The 17,584-nt window shown below is 70.4% G+C and carries 18 protein-coding genes and 1 pseudogene; 6 read left to right on the top strand and 13 right to left on the bottom strand.

Features of this window, described 5'->3' with window-relative positions:
• Window positions 1-225: 225 nt before the first annotated feature.
• Entirely contained in the window at window positions 226-1,467 is a 1,242-nt protein-coding gene (locus OG289_RS27120; RefSeq protein ID WP_327316629.1) for a PP2C family protein-serine/threonine phosphatase, read from the top strand.
• A gap of 191 nt (window positions 1,468-1,658) precedes the next feature.
• Here OG289_RS27120 and OG289_RS27115 read toward each other — a convergent pair whose 3' ends face one another.
• The 5 genes from OG289_RS27115 to OG289_RS27095 form a co-directional block, all read right to left on the bottom strand.
• Complete coding sequence (locus tag OG289_RS27115; RefSeq protein WP_327316628.1) at window positions 1,659-1,829, bottom strand: hypothetical protein; 171 nt, start codon at window positions 1,827-1,829, stop codon at window positions 1,659-1,661.
• A gap of 212 nt (window positions 1,830-2,041) precedes the next feature.
• Window positions 2,042-2,266 carry a hypothetical protein gene (locus OG289_RS27110; RefSeq protein ID WP_327316627.1) on the bottom strand — a complete coding sequence of 75 codons (225 nt, stop codon included), beginning with the start codon at window positions 2,264-2,266 and terminating at the stop codon, window positions 2,042-2,044.
• A gap of 39 nt (window positions 2,267-2,305) precedes the next feature.
• Complete coding sequence (locus tag OG289_RS27105) at window positions 2,306-2,737, bottom strand: Asp23/Gls24 family envelope stress response protein (protein ID WP_327316626.1); 432 nt, start codon at window positions 2,735-2,737, stop codon at window positions 2,306-2,308.
• 352 nt (window positions 2,738-3,089) lie between these two features.
• The gene (locus tag OG289_RS27100; protein WP_327316625.1) at window positions 3,090-4,433 is read right to left on the bottom strand and encodes a hypothetical protein; all 1,344 of its coding nucleotides are present in this window, start codon (window positions 4,431-4,433) and stop codon (window positions 3,090-3,092) included.
• The gene (locus OG289_RS27095) at window positions 4,430-4,753 is read right to left on the bottom strand and encodes a hypothetical protein (protein ID WP_327320816.1); all 324 of its coding nucleotides are present in this window, start codon (window positions 4,751-4,753) and stop codon (window positions 4,430-4,432) included. Before OG289_RS27095 ends, OG289_RS27100 begins: the two co-directional genes overlap by 4 nt.
• Window positions 4,754-4,975: 222 nt before the next feature.
• Here OG289_RS27095 and OG289_RS27090 point away from each other — a divergent pair.
• Window positions 4,976-5,224: pseudogene (locus OG289_RS27090) on the top strand (site-specific integrase); the annotation flags it as partial.
• A gap of 157 nt (window positions 5,225-5,381) precedes the next feature.
• On the opposite strand, the gene OG289_RS27085 reads toward OG289_RS27090, so the two are convergent.
• Together OG289_RS27085 and OG289_RS27080 are read right to left on the bottom strand one after the other, a co-directional pair.
• Window positions 5,382-5,897, bottom strand: coding sequence for a hypothetical protein (locus OG289_RS27085; RefSeq protein WP_327321051.1), 516 nt, complete (start codon window positions 5,895-5,897; stop codon window positions 5,382-5,384).
• 53 nt (window positions 5,898-5,950) lie between these two features.
• Window positions 5,951-6,568: a TetR-like C-terminal domain-containing protein gene (locus OG289_RS27080; RefSeq protein WP_327316624.1), complete on the bottom strand. Its 618-nt coding sequence runs from the start codon at window positions 6,566-6,568 to the stop codon at window positions 5,951-5,953.
• 71 nt (window positions 6,569-6,639) lie between these two features.
• Between OG289_RS27080 and OG289_RS27075 the strand changes: the two genes are divergently transcribed.
• Together OG289_RS27075 and OG289_RS27070 are read left to right on the top strand one after the other, a co-directional pair.
• Entirely contained in the window at window positions 6,640-7,974 is a 1,335-nt protein-coding gene (locus OG289_RS27075; protein WP_327316623.1) for an alpha/beta hydrolase, read from the top strand.
• A 245-nt stretch (window positions 7,975-8,219) separates the two neighbouring features.
• Entirely contained in the window at window positions 8,220-8,600 is a 381-nt protein-coding gene (locus tag OG289_RS27070; RefSeq protein ID WP_327320815.1) for a substrate-binding domain-containing protein, read from the top strand.
• 23 nt (window positions 8,601-8,623) lie between these two features.
• Here OG289_RS27070 and OG289_RS27065 read toward each other — a convergent pair whose 3' ends face one another.
• Window positions 8,624-10,252: a transposase gene (locus OG289_RS27065; RefSeq protein WP_327316622.1), complete on the bottom strand. Its 1,629-nt coding sequence runs from the start codon at window positions 10,250-10,252 to the stop codon at window positions 8,624-8,626.
• A gap of 214 nt (window positions 10,253-10,466) precedes the next feature.
• On the opposite strand from OG289_RS27065, the gene OG289_RS27060 reads away from it, so the two are divergent.
• Window positions 10,467-12,491 (top strand): RICIN domain-containing protein, encoded by a 2,025-nt coding sequence (locus OG289_RS27060; protein ID WP_327316621.1) that lies wholly within the window; start codon window positions 10,467-10,469, stop codon window positions 12,489-12,491.
• A gap of 169 nt (window positions 12,492-12,660) precedes the next feature.
• On the opposite strand, the gene OG289_RS27055 is transcribed toward OG289_RS27060, so the two are convergent.
• Both OG289_RS27055 and OG289_RS27050 read right to left on the bottom strand, forming a co-directional pair.
• Entirely contained in the window at window positions 12,661-13,857 is a 1,197-nt protein-coding gene (locus OG289_RS27055; protein ID WP_327316620.1) for an NAD(P)/FAD-dependent oxidoreductase, read from the bottom strand.
• Window positions 13,858-13,950: 93 nt separating this feature from the next.
• Window positions 13,951-14,895 (bottom strand): RNA polymerase sigma-70 factor, encoded by a 945-nt coding sequence (locus tag OG289_RS27050; protein ID WP_327316619.1) that lies wholly within the window; start codon window positions 14,893-14,895, stop codon window positions 13,951-13,953.
• 128 nt (window positions 14,896-15,023) lie between these two features.
• Between OG289_RS27050 and OG289_RS27045 the strand changes: the two genes are divergently transcribed.
• Window positions 15,024-15,185: a hypothetical protein gene (locus OG289_RS27045; RefSeq protein ID WP_327316618.1), complete on the top strand. Its 162-nt coding sequence runs from the start codon at window positions 15,024-15,026 to the stop codon at window positions 15,183-15,185.
• On the opposite strand, the gene OG289_RS27040 is transcribed toward OG289_RS27045, so the two are convergent.
• The 3 genes from OG289_RS27040 to OG289_RS27030 all read right to left on the bottom strand — a co-directional run bounded on the left by OG289_RS27040 (window position 15,176) and on the right by OG289_RS27030 (window position 17,572).
• Window positions 15,176-16,054 carry a polysaccharide deacetylase family protein gene (locus tag OG289_RS27040; protein WP_327316617.1) on the bottom strand — a complete coding sequence of 293 codons (879 nt, stop codon included), beginning with the start codon at window positions 16,052-16,054 and terminating at the stop codon, window positions 15,176-15,178. The two genes, OG289_RS27045 and OG289_RS27040, sit on opposite strands and share 10 nt — an antisense overlap.
• Window positions 16,055-16,164: 110 nt before the next feature.
• On the bottom strand, window positions 16,165-16,503 hold the full coding sequence (locus OG289_RS27035; RefSeq protein WP_327316616.1) for an MFS transporter: 339 nt from the start codon (window positions 16,501-16,503) through the stop codon (window positions 16,165-16,167).
• Between the two features lie 166 nt (window positions 16,504-16,669).
• On the bottom strand, window positions 16,670-17,572 hold the full coding sequence (locus OG289_RS27030; protein ID WP_327316615.1) for an alpha/beta hydrolase: 903 nt from the start codon (window positions 17,570-17,572) through the stop codon (window positions 16,670-16,672).
• Between the last annotated feature and the right edge of the window lie 12 nt (window positions 17,573-17,584).

Genomic DNA, 17,584 nt, shown 5'->3' with positions numbered 1-17,584 from the left:
TGCCCGCCGGGTGGATCCGAGAGGGGCGCGGTGTGCGTTGTGTCGGGGCACCGCGTCGGGATACGTGGTCGGGGTGCCGGAGGCGCCGGCGCCGTTCCGGTCGGCACCGCCCGCACCGGCTGCGGTTCGACGAGGCCGGGGCACCGGGCCGCCCGACGAACACCGCGTGGACGCAGCCACCCCGATGGGTTCCCCATGCCCCGGGCCGAAGGGAAGCAGACAGCGATGACGGACGGTGGGCGGAAGCCGGGCCGGATCGGGGTGGACCGGTCTGAGGGGTTTGGCGAACGACTGCTGGGTGTGCTGCTGGACCGGGCCCACGAGATGCCGCCGGAGTTGATCGCCCCACTCGTCGCGGAAGAGGTGGCCAGGGTCGGAGGGCGGGAGGTCTCCATCCTGCTGCAGGACTACGAACAGGTGCTGCTGGTGCCGCTGCCGGGCCACAGGCTGGAGGTCGGCCGCCCGGAGCCGGTCGAGGACTCCCCTGCCGGCGAGGCGTTCCTGAGCCGCAGAACGGTGGAGGTGCCGCAGGGCGACAGTGTGCGGATGTACCTGCCGCTGCTCGACGGCAGTGACCAGATCGGTGCGATGGCCGTCACGCTGGACAGCGTCGATGACGACGACCGGCGGTTGCTCCGCAGACTCGCCGGTCTGGTCGCGGACATGATCGTCACCAAGGACGCCTACACCGACCTGTTCTTCCAGGCCCGCCGCAGCGCCCCGATGAGCGTGGCCGCGGAGATCCAGTGGTCGTTGCTGCCCCCGCTGTCGATGACGGTTCCGCAGGTCGAGGTGGCCGGAATCCTGGAGCCCGCCTACGACGTGGCCGGCGACAGCTTCGACTACGCCCTCAACGGCGACATCCTTCACGTGGCCATGATCGACGCGATGGGCCACGGGCTGGACGCGGCGACCATGGCGACGGTGGCCATCGGCGCCTATCGCCACACGCGACGGGCCAGCACCGATCTGTCCCAGGTGTACGCGTTCATGGACCGGGCCATCAACGAACAGTTCGGCCCCGACCACTTCGTCACCGCGCAGATGATGGTCCTGGACATCACCACAGGCCGGCTGCGCTGGGTCAACGCCGGCCATCCGGCTCCGTTCCTGATCCGTGACCGCGCCGTGGTGGACCGGCTGGAGAGCCCGACCACGTTGCCGGTCGGCTTCGGCGGTGAGGAGCCGGTGGTCAGCGAGCGGACACTGCAACGCGGGGACCGGTTGCTGTGCTTCACCGACGGCCTGATCGAGGAGCACCAGGTCGGCGGGGAACAGTTCGGTGAGGAGCAGCTCATCGAGTGGACCAACCGGATCCTCGGCGACCGCATCGAGGTACGGGCGGTGGTACGAGCGCTCTCCCACACCCTGAAACAGGAACGCGGCGGCACCACGACCGACGACGCGACCATCTTCCTCATCGAGTGGCGCGGCGGCGACGCCCGTCATCTCGCCGCCCTCGACTGAGTCCGTCGACGATGCACCGCTCCCCCGCTGAAGCAGGCCGCTGACCTGGAGTTTCGTACCAAGGTCGCACCCGAGGTCGCACCCGCGGTCGCAAATGCCGCATGCGACGGCCCCCGCTCGCCCGGGCCGGCGGGCTACGCCGGCGGCTCGGGAGAGCGGGCCCGGACCGGTCCGGGGCATTCGGGCGCCGTTCAGCGGGCCGGGCGCCGGCGGTGGCGCCAGATGGAGCGGGCCACCAGGTAGAGCAGATCCGCGATGAGAATCAGTACGCCGACGGACGCCAGATAGAGCATGCCGTCGACGGCCGCGCCGACGGCGACCAGAGCGATTCCGGCGATGAGCAGGGTCAGGGAGAGGATCATGACGGGTCCTCCTGGGAAGGAACCCAACGGGATCTACGTGGCCTCTCGGCTACGGCGGGACGCACTGTGCGTCCCTCGGCGCCCGGCAGCACATCGTCCGGCCCACGGAAGGGCCACCTGGGAAGCGGTCCTCGCGACGACCCGGTCGGCGACGGCGGTCGCACCGCGCTCCCCGCGGGGGATGCCCGGACGCCGACCGGCTTCACCGGTCACTACCGCCAGTCTCCCCGGACCCGTCGCCGGTCATCGCGGATCCGCTCCTGCCGGTCCCGGCGGCGGACGAAGTCGCCCGGTTCGAAATCACCTTCGGTGAACCGCCCGACCACGAGACCGACGACGCCCAGCCCCAGCACCAGCAGGAAAGCCCAGAAGTCACCGAAATACGCCGCGAACCCCAGCGTCATTCCGGCCATCAAGCCCACCACGGCCCTGCTCATCACGCGCTCCTCGACTCAAGCAGACTGCTGCGCCCCGGCCTACTGGATCCGCTGCCGCTCTTCCCCTTCGTCCTCCTCGTCGGGCAGCTTCACGTCGCTGACCATGATGTTGACTTCAACGACTTCCCGACCCGCCATCCGCTCCACCGCGGAGATCACGTTCTCCCGCACCGCACCGGCCACGTCCGTGATCGAGACGCCGTAGTCGACGACGATCTCCAGATCGATGGCAGCCTGCCGCTCTCCGACCTCGACACCGACCCCGCGCGTGACGGACTTGCCAGTGCCGGCGCCAGGCATCCGCTCCCGCACGGATCCCATCGAGCGGGCGAATCCGCTGCCCAGGGCATGGACGCCGAGCACGTCCCGGGCCGCCATTCCGGCGATCTTCTCCACCACCACGTCGGCGATGGTCGTCCGCCCGCGCGAACCGGGCGCACCGCCGAGCTTTACGCCGGTGTTCTCAGTCATAGGGACATTCCTCCCTTGAGGAGCTCACAGGGCACTCACTCTTCAAATTATAGTCTTTTTGCCCCTTTTGCCTGATTTGCAGACCGTCAGGCAGAGCGGTCCCACAAGGCCGGTGGCCGAGGCGTGCACGCAGGCACTACGGCACCAGCGACAGTCGCGACGGAGCGGAAATGGGCGCCCCGCCGCCCGTCGGGGTGACGGGCGGCGGGGCGGCCGTGTCGGCGGGGCGTCAGTTCGAGTCGGGCGCCGCCGGCCCGCTGGACGGCAAACGCGCGACCACGCACTGGGCGCACACCGGTGCGTGGGAGACGAGCCTCGAGAGCAACGTCTTCCCGCGCACCCCTGACCGCTGTCAGGAAGACGGGTTGACGACCACCTTGGCCGAGTTGTTCTTGGTGTTCGGGTCGAAGGTGGTGGGCTTGTCGGAGTGGGGGTGGACGATGACGTGGCCCGTCGCGTCGGGGACGACCCGGTCGATGCGCAGCTGGAACGGGAAGCTGACCTTCAGGTCCGGCTTGGCCCACATCGGCAGGGTGCAGGCGTAGTGGCCGATGGCCGGGTCGTCGCCGGACGTCCAGGCGTTGTGGCAGGTGGCGGGCACGGACGTGGCGGTGGTGCCCTCCGGGAGGTAGTAGTCGATCACGGCGACCGGGTCGCCGGAGGCGACGTTGCCGACCCAGGCCGGGCCGCGGTTGACGAAGCGGAAGCCGGCGGTGACGGTGTCGCCGGCCGCGCCGCTCACCTCGGTGCCGTGCACCGCGAAGTCGGCGGTGTTGTCGGCGTCGATGTGCCAGGAGCGGCCGTTGTCCGAGCCGTCGAGGTCGGTGGCGTCGCCGCCCGGCTGGACCTCGTAGTCGAACCGCTCGTACAGCGCGTGGTCGGTGACGGCGAGCCGCAGCGGCTCCGGCAGCTCCACGGTGGCACCGGGCGCGACGTCGGTGTCGAAGGAGCAGGTCACGTACGTCATGGGTGTGTACTCGCCGCCGTCGTCCGGCCCGGTGTAGGTGCACTGCGGGTAGCGGGTGGCGACGTCGAGGCCGTACGTCGCCCACATCCTCACGCTGAAGCCGTGGGCGGTCTCGTTGCCGGTGTTGGTCACGGAGAACGGCACGGTGAGGCTGGTGCCGGGCGCGACGCCGGTGACGTCCGGCGTCGCGCCGATGCCGAGGTCCGGGCCGGAGCCGACGGTGACGAAGGTCTCGGAGCCCTCCGGGGCCACCAGCGTGCCGTCGGGTCCGCCGGTGGCCCCGGCGGAGTACTCGATCGCACCCTGCGCTCCTACGGCGGCGCCGGCGGCGGCCCGCACCTTCAGCTGCACCTGCGCGCTGTAGCGGGTCGGCACGTCCCCGGTCTCGCACACGGCGACCGTGCCGGCGTCGTTCGGTGCGCAGTTGTCGGGCCAGGCCACCTCGGCGACCCCGGCGAGCCCGGAGACGTCGACGGTCAGCCGGCCGTCGGTCACGGTGAAGTTGTCGTTGTCGTGGTACAGGCCGAGCGCCAGCGACCGGTACTGCGCCGCACCGCCGTCCGGAGCGACGGTGACCGACTGCTCGTACGGCGCCTGGATCCACAGCTGATCGGTCTGCGCCTCGTCCGCGAAGGCGACCCCGCTCCCGAGACCGGCGACGACCAGCGCCCCCACGGCTCCGGCACATGCCCCGCGACGCAGCACACGCCCGACGGAGACAGAACTCATGACTTCCCCCAGCTGGGACAGAAGAGACCCCGGCGCAGTGACCAGCACCGGGCGCCAATTGGACGACCTGTCGAGACGAAAGGTTGTAGGTGAACGGCGCGTGGGGCGTGGTTCTTACCGAGACTCTTACGGAAAGCCCCGGCGTTCACCACGGCGGTGCGGCGGGCCGCCGTGGACGGGTCCGCAGCCGTCCGAGTCGCGGCCGCGGTGATCTCGGTCTGGGCCGCCCAGGTGGCGGCGAGCTGGTTGACCAGGGCCAGGACGTCGACCGGATTCCGGGCCGCGTCGAGCTGCCCTGCCTGCCGGGCCGGCGGCGACAGGCCGAGGACGGGTGCGGCGAAGGCCGTGGGGCCGATGCCATCGGGGAGGCCGACAGGGAGACGTTGACCGGACTACCGCAGGACACGCCGAGCTTGAGCGCATCCCCCGCCTGGCCTAGTCGGTAGACGTTGCGCCATCCGAGAACGAAGGAGCGCAACGGAGTTGAACGATCAATCCCGTGACGTCCGCGCCATCCAGCTCCCACGGTGGGGCGGGTGGCTATGGACCCAGGTGTCGTGCCCTGGCTGGTCTTCGATGAGGAGGGGAAAGTCGTGCAGCCGGTCCGCAGGTTCCTGATCGACTTCATCTCCCGGGACAACCGGACCGGCAGCGTACGCAGCTACGCCTTCGACCTGCTGCGCTGGTGGCGGTGGCTGCGGGTGGTCGATGTCGAGTGGCACCGTGCGACCTCAGCGGAGGTGCGGGACTTCGTCCTGTGGCTCCGGGCTGCGACGAAGCCGCGCAGGTCGGCGCGTACACATTCCGCGTCGACCGCGGGCACCACGAATCCGATCACGAAGAAGACGCACCTGGACGACCGCTACAAGCCGCGGACGATCCGGCACAGCAACGCGGTGCTGCGCAGCTTCTACGACTTCTGGATCGAGACGGGCGGCGGCCCGCTGGTCAACCCGGTGCCGCTGGCGCGGTCCGACCGGCGCCGCCCGCATCCTCGGACACAAAACTCTGACGACCACTCAGGCATACCTCGCGGTCTTTCAGGACGATCTGATCCGCACCTACCGCGGCTTCCTCGACCGCCGCCGGGCCGAACGCCCGGTCGAGGAATACCGGGAGCCCACTGAGCAGGAGTGGCGCGACTTCCAGCAGCACTTCGAGCTGCGCAAGGTCTCCCTGGGGACTTGCGGGCGCCCCTATGGGACCCCCTGCAAGCACGAACACGCCTGCATTCGCTGCCCCGTCCTCCAGATCGATCCACGCCAGCGGTCCCGACTCATCGAGATCATCCAGAACCTCCGAGAACGCATCCGCGAGGCCCGCGCCAACGGCTGGCTCGGTGAGGTCGAGGGGCTCCAGGTCAGCTTTGACGCTGCGATGGCCAAGCTCAACAGCCTCAAGCGGGCTCCGACCGATGGTCGGCCGCAGCTGGTCGACCTTGGCATGCCGGTCTTCACCGACCACGCACCCCCGCCCCAGCAGGGACCGGGAGGGCCCGGAAACCGGCCCTGATCCTGTCAAGGAGCGAGTTCGGCTCGGCGAAGGCTGAGGAACACCGCCGGGGTCGTCCATCCGCGCAACGTGGCGTGAATCGTCGATCGGAATGCCGCATCGGCCGTGGCGGCGTCGAGGGCCCCGGCCAGTTCGAGAGTCACGAGCCCGTGCAGGGTGGCCCAGATCGACAGGGCGATCGACGTTGCTCCGCCGACGAGGACGGGCGCCGCCAACGCGCGATCGATCGCCGTGAGGAGCGGACGGATCGGGTCACTGGCACCGACCTCCCCCGACGGGTCGAAGGACTGCACGCCGCCGAACAGCACCGTGTACAGGTGGCTGTGTCCGAGCCCCCAACGACGGTAGGCGACGGCCAGCGCGTAGAGGTCGGCGAGAGGGTCCGCGGAGGTCTGCACCGCCGACACGTCCTGGAACAGGCCGGCGACGGCTCTGTCGCGCACCGCACGGATCAGCCCGTCCTTACCACCGAACAAGGAGTACACCGCCGTGGTCGACGCCTCGGCAGCAGCGGCCACGGCGCGGACCGTGACCGACTCTCGCGGACGGGTGGCGAGCATCTCGGTCGCGCACACCACAAGCCGCTCTTTGACGGCCTCGTCGTTTGTTCTCGGCCTACCCACGGTCAGCAGCCTACCCTCTCTGATAACGTCGTTTTGAAACAGTGTTCTGAAACTTTCGGAGGTCGTCCGCTGTGCCCACGTACGCCATACGTCTCGTCCGCTTAACCGGACGCTTACTGCTGGCCCTGGCCGCCGTCGCGACGCTGGTCGTCGTCTTTCTCGCACTGATCGCCCTCACAGACGGGGCAGGCTCGGGGCTCGCCGCATGGTTGACGACCCTTGGAGTCGGGGCTGTCCTCGCCGCGTGGCGGGGTCGGCGCCGCACTTGGCCGGCGCGGCTCGTGCCGTTCCTGCCGGTGGTTGTCGCGGCCGCATTGACGGCGGCGGTCTGCATCCCGACCGTGCCGACGGCCCGGCGGTACCCGCCCGCCCTGCCGTTCGTGGCCACGCAGCACTGGAGCCTGACCACAGGCAGCCGGGTCGCGGTGTACCACTACCCGCCCGCGAACTCCGGCACCCGGCATTCCATCCCGTTCGTGTACCTCAACGGCGGACCGGTCCGTGGCATCTCGGTGCTCGACCACCGGTTCCTGCAGCTCCTGGCACGCCAGGGCTACGACGTCTACGCCTACGAACAGGCTGGTGGCGGACGAAGCGACCTGCTCCCCATGGGCCAGTACACGATCTCCAGGTCGGTCCGCGACCTCGCCGCCTTCGTCGACCGCCTGGACAAGGGCAAGGTCGACATCCTCGGATTCTCCTCGGGCGGGGCCGTGCTCACCCGAGCCCTGGCCGACCCGAGCGTCGCCGCACGCTTGCATCGGGCGATCATCGCCGAGCCCGGCCCCATGGACGGCCCCACCGCACACATCACCGGGCACAAGGGCCGAAAATCCGCGCGCGGCCTCGCGCCGGCCATGACCGGACCGCGATCGACGCACGTCCCCCGGTACGCCGTGGCACTCGGCCTCATGCGACTCGGACTTCTCACCCCCGACACCGGATTGATCGGACAGGCCGAAGGCGACAACGCCTTCACCGCCGCCGACCTCGGCAGCGACACCGCATCCGCCTACTGCGCACGCGACGCGCACCGCATCCCCGCTGAGGACACCGCACAGAACTTCTCCTTCAGCCCCGCCGCCAGCCTCCGCGTCCAGCAGACGATCAAGGACTCGCCCTCCATCGCACCGCATCTGCGCCAGTCCCGGACCCCCGCGATGCTGATGATCGCGGAGTGCTCCTCCCAGGTCCGTCAATGGGCGACCGCCATCCTTGCCAATGACCCCGCCATCCAGCGCACGCAGTACATGCCAGGAGTCGGACACCACATGTGGAACGGCCTCGACGACAACAACGACCGAGCCGCCGCCGTCATCACTGCGTTCCTTCAGGACAAGCCAGCCCTCCTGCCGAACTACCCGACCCGCGACGAGATCCCTAGCTTCCTGCGCGAGCACAAATGAAGAGGTTGTAGCCCGTCACCGGCAACGGCGGGCGAACCCTCGAAGCCGTCCGGGCCCTGCGCCAGGTACAGCCAAGGACGACCTCTTGGTCCGGAAAAGCGCGGGGCCCGTCGCCCCCTTCCGGCCGAAGGAGGCGTGCCGGATGCGCGCTCCCGACCGCAGGGGACCAGCCCGTAGAAGCCCTCCCGGCGTCCTTGGACGCCATGGACCGCTTCGCCACGAGCCGTGCCCCCGGGTCTTGAGCGATCGTCCGCTCGACCGACTTCGACTACGGCGAGGCGCTCGCCGCGAGCCTGCAGATCCTGCGGGCCGACGACCCGCCCACGGCTGTCTTCGCGGCCAGCGACGCGCAGGCGCTCGGCGTGCTGGAGGCGGCCCGGCAGGACGGCCTCTCCGTGCCGGACGACCTGGCGGTCATGTCCTTCGACGACACTCTGGTGGCGGCCATGGCCTGCCCGCCGCTGAGCGCGGTGCGCCGGCCGTTCGAGGAACTGGGGCGTGAGGCGACCCGGGTGCTCCTGGATCTCGCCCAGGGCAGGCAGCCAGCATCCCCGCGCATCGAACTGGCCACGGAACTCGTACTGCGGACCTCGACGTCCGTTCGCCGCCGCGTCAATACCGCGTGACCCACGACCCTGCGAAACCGTTCCTAGAGACTGAGCGGGAGTGAGTCCTGTTGCCAGAACCCAAGCTCGGCCGAACGCCCCGGACGGTGTTGGGCGTTCTGGTTGCCCGCGTTCGCTCCGCGTCCGGGCGGCACGGATCGTGTCCGTGGTCCGGGGATGCGGGGGCGGGTTCCCTCACGCCCAGGAACATCCCGTCTGGCCTGGGCGGTCCGATGCCCCACCGCATCACTCCGGTGCTGTGGGGGCGGTGCCGTCCGTCGCCGGATCGGGTGTCCCTGGGCGCGCCTTCCGATCGCCACGGCAGCAGCCTCGTGGCGAGTGGTTGTGCGGGTTGTGGGGGTGAGGGGCTTCTGCCAGTGCTGGGCGCCCCACCGGCTGGTGTAGGCCGGGTCGACGGCGATGACCGCGATACCCGTGGCGTCGGCCATCGAGGCCAGCCGGGCGCGGAGCTTCCCGGTGGGCATGCCGGAGATGAGCTGCCGGAAGCGTTTGCGGCCGTGTTTCTCCCGGGTCGTCTCCGCGCCGAAGTCCAGATCCTCCACCGCGATCGCCTTCACACCGCACGCGCGGGCCCAGTGCAGGAGGCGGGTGAGGGCGTGGCGGACCTGGGCATCCCGGTGCTGGGCGGTACCGGAAAGGGCGTAGACGAAACGGTGCGGGGCGCCGGTCGGGTTGCCGTGGATGTCCAGGCGCCAGGCGGCCAGATGGTCGGCGTTCATGTCGACGCCGATCACCCCGTGGGCGAGCGCGGCCTCGATGGGGAGGGTGGGGGTGGGCGGGAGCTGCCAGGAGGCGGTCACATACCAGCGGTCCCGGCCCATGTCGTAGTGGATGCGGTAGGCGATCGCCCGGTTGGCCGCGACGCGGTCCGCCCACTCGGCGCCCCGGTGCGCGAACGTGACCCGGCAGGCCAGGACGTACCGTCCGTGCGGGGCGTTGGCCAGATGTGTGAGCGGTGCGGAAAGTTTGATGCTCGCCTCGCCGTCGGGGCTGACGCGGATCGTCTCGTTGCCGTAGCGCTTGCCGGGCTCACCGTCCGCTTGGCAGAACCAGCGTTCCGCCTCCCAGCGTCTCCGCCATCCGGACTCGGTGAGCTGGGCCGCCTCCAGGTGGTGCCGGGCACGGGCCAGGCGCTTGCCGCCGCGTACGACGTGCACAACTCCGGCCTCGCGGTCGGCCCGCACGGCGGCCAGCCGGTCCTCCAGCACGCGCAGCCGCCGGGCCTTCGCATGCCACTCCCGCCGGGACCGGTAACCGCCCGGGGCCTGTCTGGTTCCCTTCTGCCCGATCGGCAGGGACAGTCGGTGCGTCAGCGTGCGGATGCCGGCTTCCAGGTTCTGGATGTGGGCCAGCTGGCAGCGGCGGGCCAGCGCCCACTGGTCATGCGAGGCCTTGGTGATACTGCCCGCCCACCGCGACGACGAGAACGGCGTCAGCTCCCGCTTACGCACCGCCCACGTATCGCCGGAGTGCGCCAGGCCGTCCCGGCAGCGCGCCTTGAGATCCTTCGAGGCCAGCGACCCCAGATGCGCGCCCACCACACGCAGCACCTTCTCATCGTCCGACGCCAGGTGCTTGAGACGGGTCCGGACAGCCACCCCACTCGGACCGGACGCGACGAACGACGCCGCCACACTCCTCAGCTCACCCATCCCGTCACCCCCGCCCGGCCCCACCCGAAGATCCTTTTGCCATGGAAACGAGCGTCGCCCGTGAAGGTCACGCATTCGATGAGAGAACGTCAGTTCCTCACTGAAACCGACACCACGGCCGAACCACATGACACGACACAGACCACCCACACTCACTCCCGCTCACCTGAACACCTTCGAACGCACTCCAGCGGCAGCAGCTCCAAACCCCTGTGTGCTCTACCCGAAGTCGGCCCAGCTGCCGAGCGGGCGGATCGTGGCGGCGTTCGAGAACAGTCAGAGCGCTCCGGTGGGTCAGACGATGCCCGTCTACAAGAGCGACGACGACGGCACGACGTGGGCGAAGCTGGCCGACGTCAAGGCCCCCGCCTACCTCTCCGGCGACCCCGCGTACGCGAAGTACACGAGCAACTGGACCAACCCGTATCTCTACGTGCTCCCGCAGGACGTCGGAAACCTGAGCGCCGGCACGCTGCTGCTCGCGAGCATCGTCTCGGGCGACGACTACTACTACGAGGAGCAGAAGGCCGCCGACTCCTCCTGGACGCCGTCCGGTGACGGCGACCGCAAGGACGTGGCGCTCGCCCTGTACGCCAGTACGGACGACGGCTCGACCTGGAGCATCCAGAACATCATCGCGGCCGGCGGCTGGCAGGGCGGCAGCGCGGGCAGCATCGGCCGCGTCTCCACGGCCAACACCCACGCCCAGGTCGACCCCGTCTGGGAACCGCACCTGCTCGCCCACAACGGCAAGCTCATCGCCTACTACTCCGACGAGAACGACTACACCGGCTACAGCACCAGCACCGGCGCCCCGACCCTCGCCACGGACAACGACACGGCGACCGACTCCGGCGGCCAGGTCCTCGTGCACCGGACCTGGGACGGCGGCAGCGGCACGTCCTGGAGCGACCCGGTCGTCGACGTCCCGGGCTCCACGGTGAGCGTGGCCGGCAGGACCGAGATCGGCGGCGGCCGTCCGGGCATGACGACCATCGCCCCGACGACCGACGGCAAGTGGCTCCTGACGTACGAGTACTGGGGCGGCGGGACGAACGTCCGCTACCGGATCTCCGACGACCCGACGAAGTTCTTCTCGGCCACGGACGCCGCGATCACCTCCCTGCCCGTGCCCTCGGGCGGGAACGCGCTGTCCACCGGCGGCAGCCCGGTGCTCCTCCCGATGCCGGACGGCCGGATCGTCTACAACGCCTCCGGCAGCGGCAGCGTCTGGGTGAACGAGTCCGGGCTGAGCACCGGCACATGGAAGCAGTACCAGACGCCGATCGCCGCCGGGTACAGCCGTAATCTCCAGTACGTCGACGGCACGGGACGCGTGCTCATCCTCCAGGCGTCCTGGAGCGGCGGCAGCGTCGGCCCCGTGAAGTACGCCGAGGTCGACCTCGGCCGCTCCGACGGCGCCTACTCCAGCCTCGTCAACCGGCTGACCGGCCAGGTCCTCACCACCGCGTCCGGGAAGACCCAGGACGCGAACCTCACCGGCAACACCCCCGACCTCGTGCTGGGCGCGGCGGACTCCACCGCCGACACCCAGCGCTGGCATCTGGCCGCCAAGGGCAGCGACGTGACGCTGCTCAACAAGTCCGGCGGCCGCGCGGTCGCCGTCTGGACCGGCAGCGCGACGGCGGGGCAGAAGCTGGCCCAGTGGGTCGACGACGGAGCCACCGACAAGGAGTGGACCCTCGTCCCGTCGTCCGACGGGTACTACCGGCTCCGCTCGGTCCGTAACACCAGCCTCTACATGACGGGGGCGACCGCGGGCGGCTCCGTCACCCTGGCGTCGTCGACGACCGACGGCTCACAGGAGTGGCAGCTCGTCCAGGACCCCCTGCCGACTGCCGCGTCCTTCACGCTGAAGGGCGCCAACTCCGGCCGCTGCCTCGATGTGCCGAACGGCCAGACGGGCGTGCAGGTGCAGATCTACGACTGCTCCGGGAACGCGAACCAGACCATCACGCAGACCGCCGCGGGCGAACTCCGCGTCTTGGGCAAGTGCCTCGCAGCGAACGCCGACGGCACCACCGCAGGCACCAAGCTCATCCTGTGGGCCTGCAACGGAAAGACCAGCCAGCAGTGGTCCTTCCGGGTCGACGGCACCATCGTCAACCGCTCCAACGGCCTGGTCATCGACGTGACCGGCTGGGGCACGGCCAACGGTTCGAAGGTCCAGCTGTGGACCGGTCTGGGCAACGCCACCCAGCAGTGGAGCCGAAGCTAGTGCCGTGACGGTACGAACAGAAGGCGGCGTCCCCGGATCCACCGGTGGCGCCGCCTTCTCGACGTGTCCGCAGAGTGCGGCGAGGTGGATGAGGTTCTCGGGCGGGCGCTTGCCGACCGACGGCGAAGCGGGCGCCCTCGCGTCGAGGGCGCCCGCTTCGATGTGTGCGTCAGGCCGGCGCCTTGACCGACGAGCCCGCCCGGACCGGCTCCGGGACGACGCGGCGGCGCCGGGTCGGCATCCCGAGCGTCGGGTTGGCGACGCCCCAGGCCGCGCCTTTGCAGACCAACTCCTTGTAGACGGCGGCGAGTCGTCCTGTCAGAGCCGCCCGGACGGCGCGGTCGTCGGCGGTGACGTACTGGATCAGGCCTTCCCTGCGGCCCAGCGAGATGCACTGGTTGAAGTAGCGGAGCGGCACGTTCGGGAGCTTCCCGCCGGTCAGGCGCCCCGCGATGGAGTCGGCGGCCTGCCACGCGGTGGGGACGCCCGAGGCGCACGACATCCGCAGCGGCTTGTCGCCGGGGCCCGCCACCAGGGCCGCGTCGCCGATGGCGTACACGTCGGGGTGCGAGACCGAGCGCATGGTCTCGTCGACCACGATCCGGCCGGTGTCGGTGACCTCCAGGGCGGTGGCCTGCGCGATCGGGTGGACGGCGAAGCCGGTGGTCCACACGGTGACCGCGGCCGGGATGGACGTGCCGTCGACGGTGGCGACGCGGTCGGCCTCGACACCGGTGACGGCGGCGTGCTCGTGCACCGTGATGCCGAGCTTGTCGAAGACCTTCCGCAGGTGCCCGCGGCCCTTGGGCGAGAGCCAGTCGCCGAGCCCGCCACGGGCGGCGAGGGAGACGTCGAGGTCCGGGCGGGCCTCGGCGATCTCGGTCGCGGCCTCCAGGCCGGTGAGGCCGCCGCCGACCACGACCACGGACTGCCCGGCGTCCAGGCGGGCCAGACGCTCGCTCAGCCGCAGCGCTCCGGGACGACTCGCGATCTCGTGGGCGTGCTCGGCGGTGCCGGGGACGCCCTGGTCGTTCCAGCCGCTGCCGAGGGCGTACACGAGGGTGTCGTACTCCAGCTCGCCGGCGCCGTTCGCGTCGGTGACGGCGACGGTCTTGCGGTCGACGTCGACGCCGGTGACCTTCGCGACCTTCAGTTCGACGCCGGTGCCCGCGAACATCTCGCTGAAGGGCCGGGGCGCGAGGGACCGGCCGACCGCGAGCTGGTGCATCCTGACCCGCTCCACGAAGTCGGGCTCGGCGTTGACAAGGGTGATGGCGACGTCTTCTCGGCGCAGCCGCCGGGCGACGCGGCCGGCGGCGATGGCTCCGGCGTATCCGGCTCCGAGGACGACGATGCGATGCTGCATTTCCCTGCTCCTGTCTTGAGCGGATTCGCCACTTGAACCGGGCGGCCCCCCGTTTCCTGACAGGAATGGGATGTGAAGCACCTCACATCGGGGTCAGAAGGCGTTGAGCAGGGGTTCCCCGTGATCGGCAGCCGCCCATCGCCGGGTCGCGCGTGCGAGCTTGTCGGGGTTGACCTGGTTGCGGAACGCGGCGATGCCCTCGGCGGTGATCTCCAGGCACATGACGCCGATGACTCGGCCGTCGAGAACCGCCACGACGGCGGGGGCGCCGTTGGCCGTCGTGGCGTAGACCTCGGGCGAGCCGCCGACCAGGGCGCGCTTGGCGGCGCCGGGTTTGAACAGCCCCCGCATGAACTTCGCGACCGCGAGAGCACCCTCGAACGCCTTGGCGCGAGCCGGGACCTTCCCGCCGCCGTCGCCGATCGCGACGGCGTCCTGCGTGAGCAGCCGCACGAGCGGCTCGGTACGGCCGCTGGTGGCGGCCGCGAGGAACTCCTCGACGATCCGCCGGGCGGCGTCCTCGTCGATCTCGGCGCGGGCCTTGCCGTCGGCGACGTGCTTCTTGGCGCGGTGGAAGATCTGCTGGCTGGCGGCCTCGGTGATGTCGAGGATCTCGGCGATCTCCCGGTGCGGGTAGTCGAAGGCCTCCCGCAGCACGTACACCGCCCGCTCGTTGGGGGAGAGGCGCTCCAGGAGGGTGAGAACCGCGTACGAGACCGATTCGCGCTGCTCGGCGGTGTCGGCCGGACCGAGCATCGGGTCTCCGGCGAGCAGCGGCTCGGGCAGCCATTGGCCCACATAGGTCTCGCGCCGTGCGCGGGCCGAGGTGAGCTGGTTGAGGCACAGGTTGGTGAGAGCCTTCGTCAGCCAGGCCTCGGGGACCTCGATGCGGCCGACGTCGGCGGCCTGCCAGCGCAGGAACGTCTCCTGCACGGCGTCCTCGGCCTCACCGGCGGAGCCGAGGAGGCGGTAGGCGATGGCCTCCAGGCGGGGCCTTGACGCCTCGAACCGTTCCACGTCGTTCATGGTCAGGGCCATGGCACGGATCCTAGCTCTCGCGGAGGATGGTTCCGCGGGAACGGCCCGCCCCAAAGTGTCTGACCGCTCTGGTTCGCCCGGCGTCGTCGTGCGCGCACCCGCGCGGATCGCGCCGCGCCGAAACGTGCGTGCCGCACGTCGCGTGGTTCGCCGACGACGCCTTCCACGTGCTCGACGTCCGGGAGTCGGAGGAGCACGTCACCCGGTTCATTGCCACCGGCTTCGTCTCCCCGGGCGTCAGCGGCACTGCCCGACGTCGGCGTCGTCCGGCCCGTGGGGGCTACAGGTAGTCCTCCAGGCGGGCGACCGTGAAGCCCTGTTCCTGGATGTGGCGCAGCATGTTCGCCGTCATCTCGGTCATCGTCGTGCCCTTGAGCTCGGACGGTCCGCGGAAGTGGGCCAGAATGATGTCACCGGGGTGGAGCTTCTTGTCCGCGCGCTGGTACTGCATGTTCTTGATCTGCATGGATTCGCGCCACAGGACGATTTTCTCCAGGCCGCAGGACGCCGCGGCGGCTCGGGTGTCCTCGTTCCAGTTGCCGTAGGGCGGGCGGAACAGCCGGGGCGCGGTGCCGTATCGGTCCTTCAGCTTCTTCTGCTGGCCGCAGATCTCCAGTTTCTGGGCGGACGCGCCCAGGGTGCGCAGGTTCGGATGGGTCAGCGTGTGGTTCTGAATGCTGTCGCCGAGTCCCTGGAGCGGCTCGAAGTAGCCGTAGTCGGCGCGGATGGCGGCGTCCGTCAGGAACATCGTGAAGGGGATCTTCAGTTCCCGCATCATCGTCACGAACTTCGGGTCCTTCTCGGCACCGTCGTCGAACGTGAGAAAGACGATCTTCTCCTTGGTGGGTATCTCGCTGATCACCGGCACCCCGCTGCCGGCGGCCGCCTGCCCCACCGGCTTGGCCGCGGGCGGGGCGGGCGGTGCCGCCAGCGGCTTGATGCCCCACTTGCGGTAGGCCGCCGCGGTGCCCGCGGGTGCACCCGCGTCGCCGCGGGGCGCGTGGGTGGACGGTGTGGAGGAGCCCGGGGCGGCGGAAGGGGAGTCGGCGGACGCGTCCGCGGAGGTTTCGGCTGCGCAGCCCGTCGCAAAGACCGTCGTGAGGAGGAGACAGGCCAGCGCCGCCCTCTTGATCCGCCTGTCCACCGCGTGCCACCCCATGTTCGTCCGTGATCCCCAGCCCGTTCGCCCTGCTTGATGGCGAACAGATGTCCGAGGTTCCACACGGAGGCAGTGCGTCGATATGACGGTCATGACGTTGACGACGGCGTTCACGAAGTTGTTCGGTGTGCGGCATCCGATCGCGCCGGTGACGGCGCCGGGCACGTCGAGGCGGCCGGGGCGGCGTTCGGCCGGGTCGGGTGCCGTTGCGGACCTCGCCGACCTTCGGCCTCGACGAGGGACCTCGTACCGGCGAGGACGGCCAGGCCGATGGGGATGTTGACGAAGAACACCCAGCGCCGGTCGAGCGCGTCGGTCAGCGTGCCGCCGAGCAGCAGGCCGACCGTGGCGCCGACCCCGCCCGTCGCGTACACGCCCATCGCGGTGTTGCGTGACCTGCCCACCGAAAACGTGGTGATCAGGGTGGGCGCGCTGGGCGCGGCGAGCACGGCGCCGACGCCCCGCAGGAGCGGGCGCCGCTCAACAGCCCCGCGCTCGGGGCGAGTCCGCCCAGCAGCGAGGCGCGGGTGAAGACGGCGATGCCCACCTGGAACAGGCACCGATGCCCGAACAGGTCACCGGCCTTGGCACCGTGCAGCAGCGGGCCGGCCGGCGTCAGGCGCTGAGCGCGGTGCGCAGGCTGGAGGCCATCAGCTCGATGGCCTCCTTTCCGGACGGTACCGGGCCGGTGTGGGTGAAGTAGTGGTCGACGCCCTCGAAGACACGGTGGGTGACGGGGACGCCGGCGGCGTCCAGGGCTTTGGCGTAGGCGTCGCCCTCGTCGCGCAGGCGGTCGTGCTCCGCGGTGATGACCAGGGCGGGCGGCAGACCGGCGAGGTCGTCGGCCAGCCCGGGCGAGACGAGGGGGTGGGCGCGGTCGGCGGGGTCCGGGACATAGGCGGCGGTGAAGACCCGTATGAGGTGAGGGGCGAGCAGCGGCTTGGCGATCGGGGAGAGCTTGGTGGACGGGTCGGCGAGCTGGTCGAGCGGCGCGGAGTCGATGATCTGGAGCCGGGGCGAGAAGGTGCCGCGGTCCCGGGCCGTGCGACAGACCGCGGCGGTGAGGTTGGCTCCGGCACTGTGCCCGCCCACGGCGAGGCGCGAGCCGTCCCAGTCGTGGGCGGGGCCGTTCTCGGCGACCCACTCGACGACGTCGTACGCCTGGGTGACGGCGGCGGGGAAGGGCCGCTGCGGGGCGACGGCGTAGTCCACGTTGATCACGACGCAGCCCGCCTCGGCGGCGATGTAGCGGCAGATGTGGTCGTCCTGCTCGGGGCGGCCGACGATGAAGCCGCCGCCGTGGAAGTTGACGTACACGGGGGCGGGGGCGGTGGGGGTGTCGGTGGTCGCCGGCGGGCGGTAGACGGTGCAGGTCACCGGGCCGGCACCGGTCTCCACCCGGAGGGACTCGGTGCGCTTCGGGATGTCGGCGAAGCGCAGGTCCTCGTGGACGCGGGTCATCATGCCGCTGAGCAGCAGCTGGATTCCTCTGGCCTGGATTCCGGGACTGAAGGACATGGTCCGACCTAC

This window comes from Streptomyces sp. NBC_01235, assembly GCF_035989285.1.
In the GTDB taxonomy this organism is placed as follows: Bacteria; Actinomycetota; Actinomycetes; order Streptomycetales; family Streptomycetaceae; genus Streptomyces.
Note: the sequence above shows the minus strand (reverse complement) of the source record. Positions and strands in the feature narration are given on the sequence as shown.